11 protein-coding genes are annotated in these 16,640 nt (G+C 36.1%); all 11 read left to right on the plus strand.

The window, feature by feature from the left end:
- Window positions 1-152: 152 nt before the first annotated feature.
- The gene (locus K350_RS30845) at window positions 153-3,017 is read left to right on the plus strand and encodes an eCIS core domain-containing protein (protein WP_051312901.1); all 2,865 of its coding nucleotides are present in this window, start codon (window positions 153-155) and stop codon (window positions 3,015-3,017) included.
- 4 nt (window positions 3,018-3,021) lie between these two features.
- Window positions 3,022-3,744 (plus strand): hypothetical protein, encoded by a 723-nt coding sequence (locus K350_RS0105975; RefSeq protein WP_028979125.1) that lies wholly within the window; start codon window positions 3,022-3,024, stop codon window positions 3,742-3,744.
- A gap of 37 nt (window positions 3,745-3,781) precedes the next feature.
- On the plus strand, window positions 3,782-4,483 hold the full coding sequence (locus K350_RS0105980; protein ID WP_156026945.1) for a hypothetical protein: 702 nt from the start codon (window positions 3,782-3,784) through the stop codon (window positions 4,481-4,483).
- A gap of 445 nt (window positions 4,484-4,928) precedes the next feature.
- The gene (locus K350_RS0105985) at window positions 4,929-5,171 is read left to right on the plus strand and encodes a hypothetical protein (protein ID WP_028979127.1); all 243 of its coding nucleotides are present in this window, start codon (window positions 4,929-4,931) and stop codon (window positions 5,169-5,171) included.
- 84 nt (window positions 5,172-5,255) lie between these two features.
- Window positions 5,256-5,720: a hypothetical protein gene (locus K350_RS0105990; RefSeq protein WP_028979128.1), complete on the plus strand. Its 465-nt coding sequence runs from the start codon at window positions 5,256-5,258 to the stop codon at window positions 5,718-5,720.
- A gap of 503 nt (window positions 5,721-6,223) precedes the next feature.
- Entirely contained in the window at window positions 6,224-7,540 is a 1,317-nt protein-coding gene (locus K350_RS0105995; RefSeq protein ID WP_028979129.1) for a choice-of-anchor Q domain-containing protein, read from the plus strand.
- 79 nt (window positions 7,541-7,619) lie between these two features.
- Window positions 7,620-8,240, plus strand: coding sequence for an FISUMP domain-containing protein (locus K350_RS30850; RefSeq protein ID WP_028979130.1), 621 nt, complete (start codon window positions 7,620-7,622; stop codon window positions 8,238-8,240).
- Window positions 8,241-8,816: 576 nt separating this feature from the next.
- Complete coding sequence (locus tag K350_RS30855; RefSeq protein WP_051312902.1) at window positions 8,817-12,581, plus strand: eCIS core domain-containing protein; 3,765 nt, start codon at window positions 8,817-8,819, stop codon at window positions 12,579-12,581.
- A 10-nt stretch (window positions 12,582-12,591) separates the two neighbouring features.
- The gene (locus tag K350_RS0106010) at window positions 12,592-13,257 is read left to right on the plus strand and encodes a hypothetical protein (protein WP_156026946.1); all 666 of its coding nucleotides are present in this window, start codon (window positions 12,592-12,594) and stop codon (window positions 13,255-13,257) included.
- Between the two features lie 334 nt (window positions 13,258-13,591).
- Window positions 13,592-14,209: an FISUMP domain-containing protein gene (locus K350_RS30860; protein WP_028979132.1), complete on the plus strand. Its 618-nt coding sequence runs from the start codon at window positions 13,592-13,594 to the stop codon at window positions 14,207-14,209.
- 76 nt (window positions 14,210-14,285) lie between these two features.
- The coding region (locus tag K350_RS0106020; RefSeq protein ID WP_028979133.1) for a hypothetical protein at window positions 14,286-16,640 on the plus strand (2,355 nt) is incomplete at its 3' end.

Raw genomic sequence — 16,640 nt, forward strand, 5'->3', positions numbered from 1 at the left:
AATTTTATTAGGTTTCCAAATGAATCCTTTGTTTTGGGATGTCGTAATAAAAGGGTCAAATAGAGGTATGGTCAGATTTTAAGATGGATTAGCATACCTTTAATTCTAAAGGAGAAGTTTTTTCATATAGTTTTTATAGGAGTAAGTTAGCAATGGGAGAGTTTTTACAAAAGCGTCGTCAGGATACAAAAAACCAAAATACCCACCAGTCACAACAAGCAAAGCAAGCGACGAAGGATAATCAAATTCAAAAGAAGGAAGCAGAACCTGAGCAGGATATTTCTTCTGAATCTCCGGTATCAGAGGTGTTACAGAGGAAATGGGATAATTCGGATAGTAGTGAAGATAATAACATTCGAAGAGGCCCGGTTCCACCAATGTCAGGAGGGGCAGAAAATGCAGTTCAGCGCAAGGGTCCCATCCCATTGCAATTTTATGCCCCAGATGTAGAAGAAGAATCTGTTCAGAAGAAAGGACCTATCCCCTTGCAACTTCAGTCATCGGACGAGGATGAAGAACCGGTTCAGCGCAAAGGCCCTGTACAAGCGATGGAGTCAGAAGAGGAGGAGGAAGAGACTGTTCAAAAAAAGGGCCCTGTACCGACGATGGCAATGGAGCCAGAAGGGCAATATGATACGGGTCGAGAAACAGCTTCAGATAAGTTGCCATCTACTGTCCAGGCAAAAATGGAAACTTCATTCGGGGAGGATTTCTCTAACGTCAACATTCACAAAGCTTCATCACAATCTAAGGATCTTAATGCGCTTGCCTATACACAAGGCAATGACATACACTTTGCTCCTGGTCAATACAATACTGAATCACAGAAGGGGCAAGAACTTCTTGGCCATGAACTGACGCACGTGGTTCAGCAGCGAGAAGGCAGAGTGCAACCTACAGTTCAGAAGAAAGGTGTTGGTATCAATGATGACAAAGGATTGGAAAAGGAAGCAGATGAGATGGGAGAAAAGGCAGCAAAGGGAATAGCTCAGTCTTCCAGGTTAGCATCGCAGTCAGCAGAACCTTCAGGTTCAATAGTTCAAAAGCAAGCAGCTAATGATCCACTGAAAGTTGACAAGGGACAAATAACATTTGATGCTGAAGGAAACAATGATTCTCAAAGCAGATATTATTCAAGAAGAGCACATTGGCCTGGCGGACCGTCAGGTGTAACTATAGGCAGAGGATATGATCTGGCGCATAGAGGATCAAAGAAACTTATAAAAGATGAGTTTACTTCTATAGGAATTGATTATTCAAAGTTCTCAGGTGCAATTGGCTTGCAGGGAGAAAAAGCTCAGGAATGGCTTAATGACAATAAAGACAGCTTGCCGGAAATTTCACTTGAGCAGCAGGAGAAATTGTTTAACCTGAGTTATACCAGTATTGAGAATGATGTTAAAAGAATTTCAACTAAAGAAGATGTGGTTGAAAAATATGGAGAAGTTAATTTTGATAAACTTGATCCTACCATTCGTGACATCATTGTAGATCTCAGGTTCCGAGGAGATTATTATGGAGATACAAGAAAATATGTTCAGGAACCAATGGTGAAGAATGACCTTCAGGCACTATACAAAGTAATGAAGGATAAGTCAAAATGGAAAAATGTTCCTGAAGACAGATTTAATCGCCGCGTTAAAGCCATAGAAGCAGCATTGGGCGTTAATGGTAATGCTACCAAAACGACTCCGGCTGCCACAGCATCTGCTCCGGCTTCAACAGGTAATCAGGTAAGTGATGGTGAGTATGTGGTTAAAAGCGGAGAGTCTCTCGATATTATTGCTGCTAAGTTCAAGACAGATGAGGCAACAATAAAAAATCTTAACAAGGACAAATTAAAACAATGGCCAACAAAGTCAGGCAAAGTTGTCTATGGATTTGCTGCAGGTGATAAGATCAATGTTCCTAAGGTTCAGAAGCCTTCGGAGAATATTACCAAATCACCTTTAGCAGAAGAAAAAGGACTTGTGGAAAGTTCCTTCGATTTATTAAATGATGCGATTGAAACAACTAAAGATTATGTAGAAGATAGTTGGGACTCTTTTACAAAAAGCGTTGGAAGCCTGTTCAGTTCAAGCGCAAGCGTTGAGAAATCCACTACTCCTGCTAAGGCTCAGGAAACAAAGTCAGACCCGGCGGCAACAACAAAAACAGAGAACAAAACTACAGCCCCGGCACCTGCTGCCCAGGAAACCGAGAAGAAAGGTATATACTCAAGCCAGAGAGATAATAAATATAGCGGTACCGATATTTATGGTGCAGGAACCAAAGGAGGCAATGTATCTGCAGACAATATGTGTAATGTGACATCTCTGGCAATGACATTAAAGAGCCATGCAAGTGAGCATGATCTGAAGACAAATACAGTTAATCTGTTAATCAATGGAGGTGGATATGCTGAGACAAAGCGTGCAGAACTTATGGGGTTTGATCTGGAAGATCTCATTATAAGAAGGTTTGTACAATTGGGTTCAGATTACTTCAAGAAAAATGTAATGGGCAAAGATTTTGAATTTGATAAGAATCCTCCTCATCAATTTGGCGCTTGTCTGTCACACGTTGGTAAACAGATTATTTCCGGTGTTCAGAAAACACTGGATTATTATGATGTATTTGATAAAACAAAATATGAGAAGATAGCTCCTGAACTTGATAAGGGCAACACGGGCTTCGGAGGAACTTATCTCACAGGCGGCCACGTGGTAAACCTGGTAAAGGTTGTATCAGACGGGCTCATCATAAATGATCCATATGGATTGATATTGGGAGTTAAGGGAAGCTATTTAAAGAACGGTGCAAAAATCGCCGATAACAAACAAAAGATTACTGATAATTTAACCACAATAGAAAAGCGTTTAAAATATAACTCAGCACTGCTGGCTCAAACCAAAGCCTATCTAACATCCACAGAGAAGTTATTCTCGCATAATATGGGTGAAAATGTTTTCGTAGATTGGGATGATGTAAAGACATTCTCCATATTCAGATGGCTTGTAATTTTAAAAGTGAAATAAAAAGATGAAAAAATTTTCTCCATTAGTTATGGCTATGATTGTAGCCTGCTCAACTCCTTCAGAAAAAACAGAGATGAAAGACACAACTGCTTATTCAGCAAAAGATACAGCATCAGCACCTGCTAATACAGAAAATGATATTGTAAAAAATGATATGACCATCCTGGCATTCCATAAACAAGTTCAGTCAACACCGCTCCGACTCAACCATAATGAGTCATATACATTACCAGATATTAAAGAAGAGGAAGGAAGCATTAAAGTATATGATCCTGCTTATGAGGAGCCGGTTGATCAGGCATCAGTTTCTTCATCTGGTGATAGCATTGCATATACAGCAGGTGATTATTCAGTAAGAGCAGTTCAGTTAAAATCATGCGGAGGACATCAGTATGCAGCACTCCTGATATCAGAGCTTATGGGAAGCTTTGAATCATATACATTAAAAGTATTCAGACTGGATAATGAAAAGTGGAATGATGTTACTGGTGAAGTGCTGAACCCAAAAGATTTAAGTACCATTACCACTGCAGGTATCTCAAAGGATGATTTTCACTACCTGATTGATAAGAATTCAATCAATGTTAAACTGAATCCTTCAAAGCTTGGTCCATCGTTTAAAGAGTCCAATGCTGATGACCCCATATTTAAAACCACCGAAGATGAAAGAAATAAAAGGCTCAAGCTGGAGTGGTCGGCCGATGCATGCAAATTTATTGTGAAATAAAACCTTGTTTAAATTAAAATCTAATAACCTTAATAAAATGTCACGTATTTCAATCCTATTATTGCTATCAATAATGATTTATTCATGTTCCGGTGAAAAGAATACAGAGCAGCAAGAAGTGAATACAGATTCCTCGGCTGTTATAGAAAAAGCAGCAGAGCAAACTGTAGACACTTCCACTTCAACAGTAACACAACCAAGCAGTGAAGTTGGTTCTTTTCCTTCATTTCTATCAAAATTTAAAGACCTTACGACACCTGTTGAACTTGTTGCGAGAGATCTTGAAGAAGATGAGCTTACAGCTATTGACACAAACTATCAGAGTAAATTCATTAAGCCATTTACCACCAAAATATCTGAAAAAGATTATCCATATAATTTCAATTATCCTGATTTTAAAACCGACAATTATAAGGCAATAGGAAAAGTGACCTTAAGTGAAAACGTAACTTTAGCGATATTTTCCTTGTTTTATGAAAGCTATACTTTTATAGGAGTGATTGCTTATGATAAAGATGGAAAGATCCTTGATGGCAAAATGGCAGCGGAAGAAGAGGGTGGCTCAGCTGTGAGAATGATATTAAAGGGGTCACTTGACAAGTCAGAGAATACAGTGGTTCTTAAAACTGACTATGTTGAAGAGCATTATGACGCAAAAGGAAAGCTTACAGAAAAGAATCCTAAAAAGACAACATATAAATTTGATTTGAGCATAGGAAAGTTTGTAGCTGAAAAATAATCAAAGCTGAATATAAATATAAAAGAGAGGTATTTCAAAGACGAGATAACCTCTCTTTTATTTTTATATATGGTAGCTTCATTCAAGTTGGAAGTATACAATACATGGATTGGATCTCTAACTTGTAAATATGTTTGGTGCCAAAAATATTTTACAAGGAAGAGGAGGATAATTTAAGATTCATTTAAGTTTTAAAATTTTTTTACTAACTCCTTGACTTTTAAATAAAACTTTCTACTTTTGAAAATCATTTTCAGGTACAGATTTTTTTGTACAAAGTTTTCGAGTACAAGTTTGTAATTATACTACCAGCTGTTGGATAATCTACAAGCCCCAGAGTTTGCATAAAACTCTTTCTTTATTAAATCCGGTTGTTGAATAAATTTTTGATGTTGGTTCCGGAATAAGTTAACAGCTTTTTCATTTTACTTTTATTCAAATAGCTATGGTAGAGTTTTTACATAAGAACCGGCAAGGTTCGAATAAACATCAGAATTTTCACCAGTCTCAACAGACGCAGCTTAAGCCATTAGAGAATAAAACAGAGGCAAATCAAGAAGAGGAATTTTCCAATGAATCCTTTCCTGAAACAGTATTTCAAAGAAAGTGGGACAGCTTTGGAGGAGATGATGAAAGCAGGAGTGAGCGGAGAGGTCCTGTTCCCGGATTCAATATTTATCATCCATAAAAGTGGAATTCAAATGTAACCATAAAGATTGGTTTTATTACGTCTTAGAAATTCAATTTACACTATAGTTTTAACCTATTTATTATGAAACATGTATTTCTTAATTTTTTATTTATTGTCATGGCAGGCACACTTTTCCAATGTTCAAAGAAGAAGGACGATCCGACACCTATTAAACAAAACGTTCAAAACGATTTCTTAGAGTTGGCAGGTGGGTCTTTTTCTTTGACAGGACAATCATATATTCAAGGAGAAGGTGAATATGATGTCTATGCTTCACTTCCATCTATCCTTTCAAGCATCCATTTGAATTTTTATGGTGACATTCCGGCTGAAGGGGCTACAAAAGTTTACAATTTAGAGGAAGCATTTTCCGGCTCTGTTAATATCAATACTGGACCATCGTCAGTTTTTTTTGCGGATGAAGGTAATGTTAGTGTGACAAATGATAGTGGAAGACTAATTGTTAAATTTACCAATCTTACTATAACTAAATATAATGATGGATCTACTGTCACTTCCAGTCTTCTTTTAACGGCTCCTAAGTAAGGATTTGGTCTTGCAAAGTAAAAATCAAAATGTATTAGGAACGTGAGCTTATCAGTAATGTAAGTCTTTTTAAACTTCAGTTCATACTTGGGATTGGTATATTTAAATGTGAAATATTACACTGTGTATTTCTCAGAAGTGATAGATTGTTTTACAGATGATCGAAGGGCGAAGATGCTGGAATTTAGATTTATTGAAGATTAATAGAGTAAAATAGTATTCAATTCATTTTTATCTTTTGATAAATTGTTCAACTGTTCAACTGTATAAATAGCTATGAGTAAAAAACCACTTTGTAAAATATATTTTAACCACAAACTTTTAATAAAAATGAAAAACCAAATGTTTTCGTGTGCCTTAGCTTTGGCTATGGTGAGTATTCTTTTTGTGTCTCTCGAAATGATAAGAATTGTAAACAATAGTTAAACGGCTAATATCTTTAGGTCCGCATTTACTAATGAAATTGTTCTCATTAATATTTCTAACAACTAATATTATAGCTTATGAAAAATCTTTTACTTTCTATTTTTTTTCTTTCAAGTTTTCAATTTGCAATAGCAAATAAAGTCCTTGTGACTTCTAGCTCTGACGATGTGAGTAATCCAACGTTTGGTATGCTTCGTTACTTCATTTACAATTCATCAAATGGAGACACCATTATGTTTAATGTACCTAACGTGAATCTATTAACCAAAATAGATATTATTACTTCTGTTGTGATTGATGGAGGCAAGGAAATGGTGACTATTGATGGAGGTTATAATGATCAATTGTTTAATGTTATAGCTTATAATTCCTCAACTACAATTTCAATAAAGAATCTGAAATTGATTAATGGCAAAATAATATCGGATAATGCTTGGGGCGGGGCTATGAAAGTTATAACAGGAGATGTATCTGGTGGAAAAGCGATTGTGGAAAACTGTATTTTTTATAACAACGAGGCGTTTGCTTTCCATGATGGACAAGGAGGTGCTTTATATAGTAAGGGGCTTGCCGGAGTATTTATCAATTGTTCTTTTTTTAATAACAAGTTAAGTGGCACTGCCGATCTTCAGGAAGGAGGAGCCGTTATGGCTTGGGGGGGTACATTCATTAATTGTGTTTTCTCTGGCAATCAAGCTAAAAATGTTGGAGGGGTGTATGCTCACCCTGATGCACAGTTCTTTAACTGTACGTTCGCAGGTAACAGGGCTACAGCAAGCAATTCTGTCGGTGGAATTCAATCAGATAAGGCCTATTTTGAAAATTGTATTGCATTTAACAACTATGCAAATTCTACTAGTAAAAATATAAACGCCATAAATTTTTCTTCAATTAAAAACTGTGCAATAGAATCGACCAATGCTTTAGTCGGTTTAAATGGAAATATCGGACTTAACACTTCTCCATTTAGAGGAGGAAGTGATGATGATAGTTTATCTTTAGTCCAAGGTTCACCTTGTATTGATGCAGGAACAAGTGATTTACTAGCTTGGCCAACTGATATTTTAGGTAATAAAAGGATAGCCGGAGCAAAAATTGATATGGGAGCTTATGAATATGGCTCTGCTCCGATCGCTGCAGGTATATTTACTTCTGTTGTACAAAAGGAACCTGTTTTATATCCGAACCCATCCAAGGGAACAGTATATTTAAATCAAGAGATTCTTCAAAATGGAATTTTCAGTATTGAAGTATTTGATTTGTTGGGCAAACTTATTTTAGTTCAGAATGATATGGATGAATCATGTATGTTGCTTATTGAGGAACAAGGCATCTTTCAGGTAAAAATTAGATCAAACAATACTGTTTATTTTCAAAAAATAGTTATAGAATAACTTTGATGTGATGGTGATTATTAATTTTTATTTACGTCGATTTTATAAATTTTTTCAACCTATTAAATCAACTAAACTAATGAAAAAACAAATCGTTTCATTGACCATAGCTTTTGCTATGGCAAGTATTCTTTTTATGTCTTGTAAAAAGGATGAAGATAATAAACCGCAACAATCAGGAGAATCAACATTTGAAGATCCAAGAGATGGTAAGATTTATAAGACGATTAGGATTGGTAACCAGACATGGTTTGTGGAGAATTTGAGATTTACTGGACCAGTTGAGGTGGGTTACATCAATGATCCATATGGAAAGGTAGATTCAACAAAGAAATATGGTCCACTTTATACGTGGGAAGCAGCAAACTTGGCATGTCCTAATGGATGGCATTTACCTTCTGATGAAGAATGGAGACTACTTGAGCATAATCTTGAAATGTCAAATTCAGATACAGCTATGGTTGGTTACAGTCAGTTACGAGGAGTAGATCAAAAGTTAGGGACAAGAATGCAAGTTGGTGGAAATATAGGATTTAATTTTGTAATAATGAGTACAGAAAGAGAACAGGAAGTATGGACGTCCTCTAGATTTTCAGCAACTAAAAGCTATATAAGAAATTTTACCAGAAATGACTTTTCAATTTATAGAACCTCAACTGAGCCAGGAACGGCTTTATGTGTTAGGTGTTTGAAAGATTAAATGATTAAAAGGTCTTCTTAATCAAGTTAAGAAGATCTTTGATTTTTCTCAACATACTTTTTAAAATATAATACTAAGACATGTAGTCTTAATTCTTCCTTTGATTTTTTATTCAAAATAGAGCTTTGGCTGATCTAACTTTTGCAGCCTGCACACGACCTACCTTATTGACAATAAAAGTATAAGGATTCCGCATCAATCCATCTGATACAATATGTAAATTTTAAATTTTTCCTAGTGAAAACATCTAAGCGGGGCAAGCTTCCCACATGTGGAGATAATGTAATTGTATAGTTTAGACATTAAATCAGAAATCAAGACCGCCAATCTTGTCCATCGTTTAATCCATTTGCTTTCAATGAAATAATTCAGGAGAAAATTTCCTAGATTTTTTCATCCTGAGCATCCCGATACAGATATTTTTTCCTTTTAATTCCTTGATTTTTAGAAACAATTCTCTATTTTGGCATTCCCGAAAAATTTGGTGTAGTGTATTAATATTTTTGCTAGAAATGATTCTGGTATTTCGGGAAATTAACAGCTTTTTGATTTAACTTTTATCATATTTACATAGCTATGGGAGAATTTTTACATGGAAGCTGCAAGGCCTCAGATAGACAGAATTTACACCAGTCTCGGCAGACACAGCTTAAGCCTTTAGAGAATAAATCAGAATCAAATACTGAAGAAGAATTTTCCAATAAATCTCCTGAAACTATATTTCAAAGAAAGTGGGATAGCTTTGGTGGTGATGATGAAAACAGAAATCAGCCCAGAGGACCAGTTCCCTTAATGGCAGAGGGACAAGAATCGGAAGCTCCAATACAGCGTCGGGGTCCTTTGCCTTTGATAAACACAGAAGAAGAAGAGCCTATGCAACGGAAGGGCCCCGTTCCAATTATAAATACAGCAGAAGAAGAGACAGTTCAAAGATATGGCCCAGTCCCTTTACAATTTCATGCAGAAGAGGTAGAAGAGCCTGTTCAACGCAGAGGTCCTGTACCGTCAATGGATTTAGATACAGATGAGTTATCACAAAGGCCCACTTCTTCATCTGATAAGATGCCTTTACCGGTACAAAGAAAAATGGAATCATCATTTGGAGAAGATTTTTCTGATGTAAATATTCATACCAATTCTTCCCAATCAATAGATCTCAATGCACATGCTTTTGCAAAAGGCAGTGACATACACTTCGCTCCCGGCATGTTTAATCCAGAATCGCAAAAGGGGCAGGAACTTCTGGGTCATGAATTAACACATGTGCTACAGCAGCGTGAAGGCAGAGTGCAACCTACCGTGCAGAAGAAGGGCGTGAACATAAATGATGATGAGGGCTTGGAAAAGGAAGCGGATGAGATGGGAGAAAAAGCGGCGAAGGGGTACCTTGTGGGTTCAGCTGGAAGTTCGACAGAAGATAATTCAATTAGTGGAACAATTCAGAAGTCAGAAGATGATGATCCTATTAATGAAAAGATAAAGTCTTACAATGAAGAGATAACTGAGGCTAGCTTACTATATGGAATTCCTGAGGGTCAAATCCAATTGCTGATTGCTCAATGTTCTAAAGGGGAGAAAGATTTTGCAGATGGACAGTCGTTCGGTTTGTTGGGCCTTACAGAGACATTATGGAATGAAACCAAAGTTAAATTCCCGGAACTTGCAAACTATGAATTTGGAAGTTCTTGGAATGATGCACGAGCTAATATTTTACTTGGAGTAGCTGCCTATAAACTTCAGATTTCCAGTACGCAAGCCAATACCTCAGAAAAGCTAACAAGCGCTGAAAATACTTCACTAGCTGTAAATTCAATAGATATGCAGACTAATAATTCTGATGCAAATGTATCGACACCTGCTCAGGATATTATAAATGAACAGGCCCCAAACCCTGAACAAACAAGTATAGCACCTGCTGATTCTTCCAAAATTATAGTAGGTGTTATAGAAAATCTTCCTATAGGTAGCAAAGAGGAAATCATCAGGATACAAAGTGCTTTAAAAGCTCTTGGTTATTATTCAGGTATAGAAGATGGTATAATTACGCGAAAGGACAAAACCGAAAGTAGCACAATAAAGGCAATAAGGAATTATCAGAAAGACAACCATCTTGCAGAAAGCGGAAATGTTGATGTTTCTACAAATTCACTTTTAATAGCTGCAGTTTCAGCGCTTCCTACTCCTTCTGTGGAGACTCCTGTAGTTCATAAACCCAAAGCCCCTACAAAGCCTAAAAAGGTTGAGTCGGAAAAGATCCCACAAAGCACAAAAACAACTACAAAAACGGTTCCTGCTCCCACACAAACGTCAGAGCAGATTTATGCTAAGCACGGAGGTGAAATGCTCGCTATTGGAAAGGAATTATTGCCATATGCAAAATCACATCCGGATGCAATAATTAAAATGCTGGATTACCTGACATGGAGTGGAGACAATCTTGCTTATAATATAAGTTCACATCTATCAGAGGCGGATCTTTCCGGAGTGAGCAAGGATCTTATCAAGCGACTCTATGATGAGATGGATTCCGGCTACACATCGGATCTTGAGCAATTGCAGATGCAGAAGTTGAATAAGTTTCTGGCGGTTAATATTGAAACGCTTTTGGACTCAAAGCTCCCGACTAATCCCAAAGACATAGAATCATATTTTGTTCAGTATGAAAAGATGGCAAAGACAGAGCTTGACTTTTGGTATTCAAATTCTAATAAAGGAGTGCCAGAAGCTGCCAGAGTTAAGCCAGAGCTATTTGCAAAAGAGGCTCGCAGAATTTATGCAGAGAAGCATGACCTAAAATATGTTGTACCCGTACAATTTGCACTTGCACAATTAAAGGCAGAAGGCGGTTTGGTCGGGAGGCAGAGAACAGGCGGAAACGTTTTTAATGTTGGAGCTAAAGATAGTGGAATCACGGAATATGAAAAGAGCATTTCTACAATGGAAAAGGGGTTTAAAGCATATTACTCCATTATGGCAGATAAATATCTGGCGGGAAAAGGAGCAAATAATCTGCTTAAAACAGATGCATTTAAAAATCAAAGTGGAGGAGTTTATGCAACAAATCCGTTCTATGAGATGGAGATAAAGTCAGAGATAGGAATGATGCATTACAGAACCTCGCGATATGCCTTATCGGGCAGAGTGGGGAATGGCGGAGATAATAAGGCAAAGGACGTTGCAATTGTTGGTTCATTTCTAAACAAGGCTGGTTACCTTAAGAAGGAGGATATCAACGGAGTAGACGAAGTGACTGCGGCAATTAAAAACTTTCAACAAAAGGAAATGTCGCCTAAAGATGAAAAATGGTTTAAGGAGAGATTAAGTCATGTAGAAGACCCTGTAGATAGAGCAAACATGACGACTAAATCCAAATCGTTTGCAGATGGAAGTGTATGGCCAAATGGACAAACAATAGGGCTGTTGTATTATATGACAGTATTGAATGGTAAGATTCCTGGAGGGATGATTGTACCACCTTCAGAACAAAAGCCTTTGAATATTAAAAGTAGTTTAGGACCTCCTATAATAGACAAAGCGAGTTTGGATATCAATCAGTTTGTAGAGAAAATATTCAAAGCAATTGATGGCATTGGAACAGATGAGGAAGCAATATATGTTGCTTTAGCTTCAATGAATTATAATCAAGGAAAAATTGATGAATTAAAGAAAGCATATTTTGAAAAGTATAAAGTTTCTTTAATTGAAGATTTAAAAGGGGACTTATCGGGGCATGATCTTAAGACTGCTCTTGAACTTTTGAATGCGGGAGAGTCAAATATAAACCTAAAAAGCAATCCCCTAAAAGCTTCCAATATTTTGAGCAATAAAGTCAAATTTTCAGGTAATGCTGATGAAGCGAGTATTAAAGATAACATAAGAAATATTCTTGGGTGCTTAGCACAGGCCGCAGGTTTAGAAAATGTTATTGTTACAGGAACAGCTAGGACAGCCTTAAAACAAGCTCAAGTGATGTACGATTGTTTGACGGTTGGTGATGATATGAAGTATAAAGCACCAGGAGAGCGTGTTCAAAAAGTTTATTATAACTTGAAGAAGCAGGGAAAGGGCAAACAGGAGATTATCGATGCGATGCACCAAAAAGTAATTGAAGAGGGGCCAGAGAATGTTTCGGCACATTGTGCCGATTATTCTAAAAAAGTTACTGTCGATTTGGGGTATAGTTCAAATCCGATGACTGCAGATCAGGAAAAAAAATTTATAGCAAAGGTTAAAGAGTTAATGAAGAAAGGAATAATTTTGGACATACAATGGAAGGCAAATAATAAAAAGGAGCAAGCATATCACATTGTAATAGATGTTAACAAGAGCAAAGAAATATAAAAACCTTATTATGAAGCCAAATATTTTGAACTATAATTTTTGCTTATTAATTCTTTTATCAGTGCAAATCTCAGGCTGTAACAGTAGCTTATCAAAAAAGGAAATACAAAATGAATCTGCTGGTAGTATTAAGGAAAATGTATTAAACGGATCAAAAACATTTAGTTCGGAGGCAAATGGAGGCGATAGTTCTTTCATTTCTCGGAAAATTTTTAACGTTTCTACATTTGATAAAGATTTACAGTTTAAATCTTTCAAGGTGCTAGATTCAGCAGAAGGAGAACTATATTTTACAGGAGTAACTCAAAGGGACCATTTCATTAATGGAGAAATTTTTAATGATGAGGACTTACATACATTTCATGCGACAATTATAAGCAAAGACTCAAACAACCGGGAATTTGGGGAGAATGAGAAATCATATTATATGGATGAAATTTTATATTTAACAGAGATCTTTTTTAAAGATTCTATTCCATATAAATTGGTAAAATGCTCGGATGATAAAAAATTTGAGTCTGTTCAAGGTCGTGATGAGTTTATGGTTTTAGCTTACGGAGGAAACCTGAATGAAATATCAGCTAGAGTCATTGATTCAACAAGTAGAATTCATAAAATAGAATATGTTGTTCGTGACATAGGTGATTTGACACCATTTAAAATTTGTGATCGATAAAAAGAAGGTATAGCAGTTTTGCAAAAGTTTATAGCTCTTTTAGGAAAACCATCCTGTTCATTCATTAATCCATTTGATTTCAATGAAATACTTCGGGAGAAAATTTGCAGGGTCTTTATAAATTCCCATCCCGGCTCAAGCATTTTTCCTTTAATCTATTGATTTTTAGAAACTATTCCCTATTTTGGCATTCCCGAAAAATTTTAGAGTTGAAGATTACTATTTTTAGTAAAATTGGTACATTTGGGGAGTTCATTCAGTTGAATATCTTTTGAGTTTAAACATCTATTTTAATCGACCAATATATTTTTGAATTAAAAACTTCTTATAGAAAATGAAAAAACTAATGCTTTCTTGGACCCTGGTTTTAGCTGTTGCAGGTCTTACATTCATGTCTTGTGGAAAAGATAAAGATGATAATAACCCGGTAGATCCGAATGCGGGAACAGTTATAGATGAGAGAGATCAGATAGTTTATAAAACTATAAAGATAGGAGATCAGACTTGGTTTGCAGAGGATTTAAGATACGATGGTCCGTTGTCACAAGGTAATTCTTATAATCCATCTTCAGGCGGTAAGATATATGATTTGGATGGAGCAAAAGTTGCATGTCCAAATGGTTGGAGATTGCCATCAGATTTGGATTTTAGAACTCTTGAAAATTATTTGGGTATGTCAAATGCTGACACAGCTAAAATTGGATATGGGGCGGATAGAGGTGCTGATAAAGGCATTGGAATGAAACTACAGAATGGCGGAGCCACAGGATTTAATTTTGTTATTCCTTCAGGTCCTTCTAATAGACAACAGGTTTGGACATCAACTAAAATTTCAAATGGTAATCCAAATGGAGATATATTGGTGAGGACTTTTATAAGGAATGGTAATTCGATAGATCGTGAAAGAAGTACTGAAGTAAGCCAAATGTGTGTTCGTTGTCTAAAGAATTAATAAATCAATATAATGAACATCCTGCTATTCTGCAGGATGTTTTGCTTTTTAATTTACTTTTTAAATACTGGTTATAATGAAAAGAGATATATTTTTCCTTTATCAAAAAAAAATAAGGCTTTTATTTTTCATTTTATTTATTTTGATTTTTTCTTCTAGTTATGCCAAAGCTGGGGATACTACAGCGACATTCACAATTGCTGCGCAATGGGGAAACAATAACTGGGGAACCAATATCTGTCTTCAGTCTGGCGCAACTTCCACAACAGTAAAGATTAAAGTCCAAAATTTTAATATTACCCCTGGAAATGCTCCATATAAATTTTATGTATATTTAACTGGAAGTCCATCACCTCTTATAACAACTGCATTTGATATTGATGTTAATAATGTTAAAGACAATAGTGAAATAAAAGTTGTAGTAGCAAATCCAACTGATGTTACCAAAAAATATGGAGAACAAGCGTTAACATTTAATGTTACATCCATCCCCAACTATACCCTCTCTGCCCCTTCGACTAATGTTTGCCTTAACAATGAGGGTGACGGCCCTTATGATTTAGTTTTGAGTCCATATAAAGCAGGGTTAACTTATGAGTTCCGCAGAACAGGCGATAACAACAACACACTATTAACCTTTGTTGAAAAGGCTGGTGGAGTCTTTACAAGAACGCTAGACAATGCTATTGCAGGATCCAGTTCATATTATGTTAATGTAACAGAAAATGGTTGCAGGAGTGATAAAATAACCAGTCCAACAATAACATTTTCAAGGTCACCAAAACTTAATGAAAAGACCTCATACCTCAGATATCTTTCTCAGGGAGGAACAATAATTTTAAAGGATCTTTTTAATAATACAAATGGCACCTTTGATAATGATTATACTTTTGAAGATTTGTCGGGAAAAGGTTTGGTAGTAAAGCAAGGAAGCTCCTGGATCTTTAAAGGAGATGAAGCAGGTGAGGGGGTTTATAAAAATATTATAGCATATACACCTAACAATGCTACTTGTTCAAATGGAAAGACTACGATAGGTACGGAATTAAAGATCCTAAATGATAAGGAGAGCCTAGTTATATTTCTTAAAGCCACCAAAGAGCTACCTATATGTGCTAATCAGGAAAGGTATCCTCTGCAGGTTCTCATAAAAGATGGATGCCAACCTGCAAGTCAACAGATGCCTCAGATATCTGTTGGAGGTATCGCTGCATTAAATATCGCATATGTGGATATCGAAGAAAGCATTAACTGCCACATTTACAGCTTTGAAATAGAACCAATCAAGTATAATAAATCTGAGGTAGATATTAAGGTTGTCGGCCTTTCTTCCATTGGATGTGATTTGTCAGGAACAATAAAAATTGCAGCCCCCAATGATCCCACTATTTCAGGCCTTCCGGAAACAGTAAAGGTAAGTGGTGAAGACGTTGCATATATTTGCGGGTCGTCATCGGACACAATATCAATGAGAGCAAATCCTTCGGGAGGTTATTATACCATAGAAAAGGGAATTTTATCTGGAGGAACATATAAATTCAAAACCATTGGCAATGTGAAGTTTGGCGAAACTTCAATAGACGATCAATCTTTAGAGCAGTTTGTGCCTTCGGATGTTTTCAAAAGAATCATTTCTTCAGATTTTGATAGTCTAATTAAGGTAACATATACTTCCCCCAAACCATGTCCGGCAAATAAGTCTATTATACTTAAATTTCTTCCTTCAATTGGTGTGACATTCACCCATGCAGAAGATACAATTTGTTTTGGCGATACATTAGTGTTGAAAGTAAAAGATAGTAATGACCCTTTAAATAAATTCTCATGGAGTTTTGGAGACGGAGAACGATTATCATTGTCCTCTGATTCAATAGTAAATTATTTCTACAAGAATCCTGGAAGATACTTTATAAGATTTCAAAGCAATATAAATTTATTAGAAGACAATATGTGTAATAACGATGTTATTGACACTATTTATGTAGGAGCGAAACCAGTCCCCTCTTATTCAGTTTACAATAATTACGAAGAGGAAGATATTAAATTAATTAGTAGTTCTAAAATTAAAGTAGCAAATATTTCGGATCCCGCTGATAAGATCATTAAATGGGAGTGGAGATTCGGGAATACAATTCTGGATGAGAATGATACTGTGACTTATCTAAGTCCTGATTTCCAAAAGGACCCATATAAAGTATTACATATTGCGACAGCAAAATGGGGTTGTTCTGACACCGCCACTTTAAATGTGCCAATTTTCCCTATTGATACAGTTTTTGCAGATGAATTTGATAAGGAGATTTTTGATCCGGCGGCAAATAACGGCTGGTACCATACCGGTCAGTATTATAATGACAAAAGCAGATCCAGCTGGCAGAATATTCCTCCTGTCGGAAAGAATAAAAAAATTAAGCCGTTAACTCCTGGAAAT

This window comes from Sporocytophaga myxococcoides DSM 11118, assembly GCF_000426725.1.
GTDB classification, from domain to species: Bacteria; Bacteroidota; Bacteroidia; order Cytophagales; family Cytophagaceae; genus Sporocytophaga; species Sporocytophaga myxococcoides.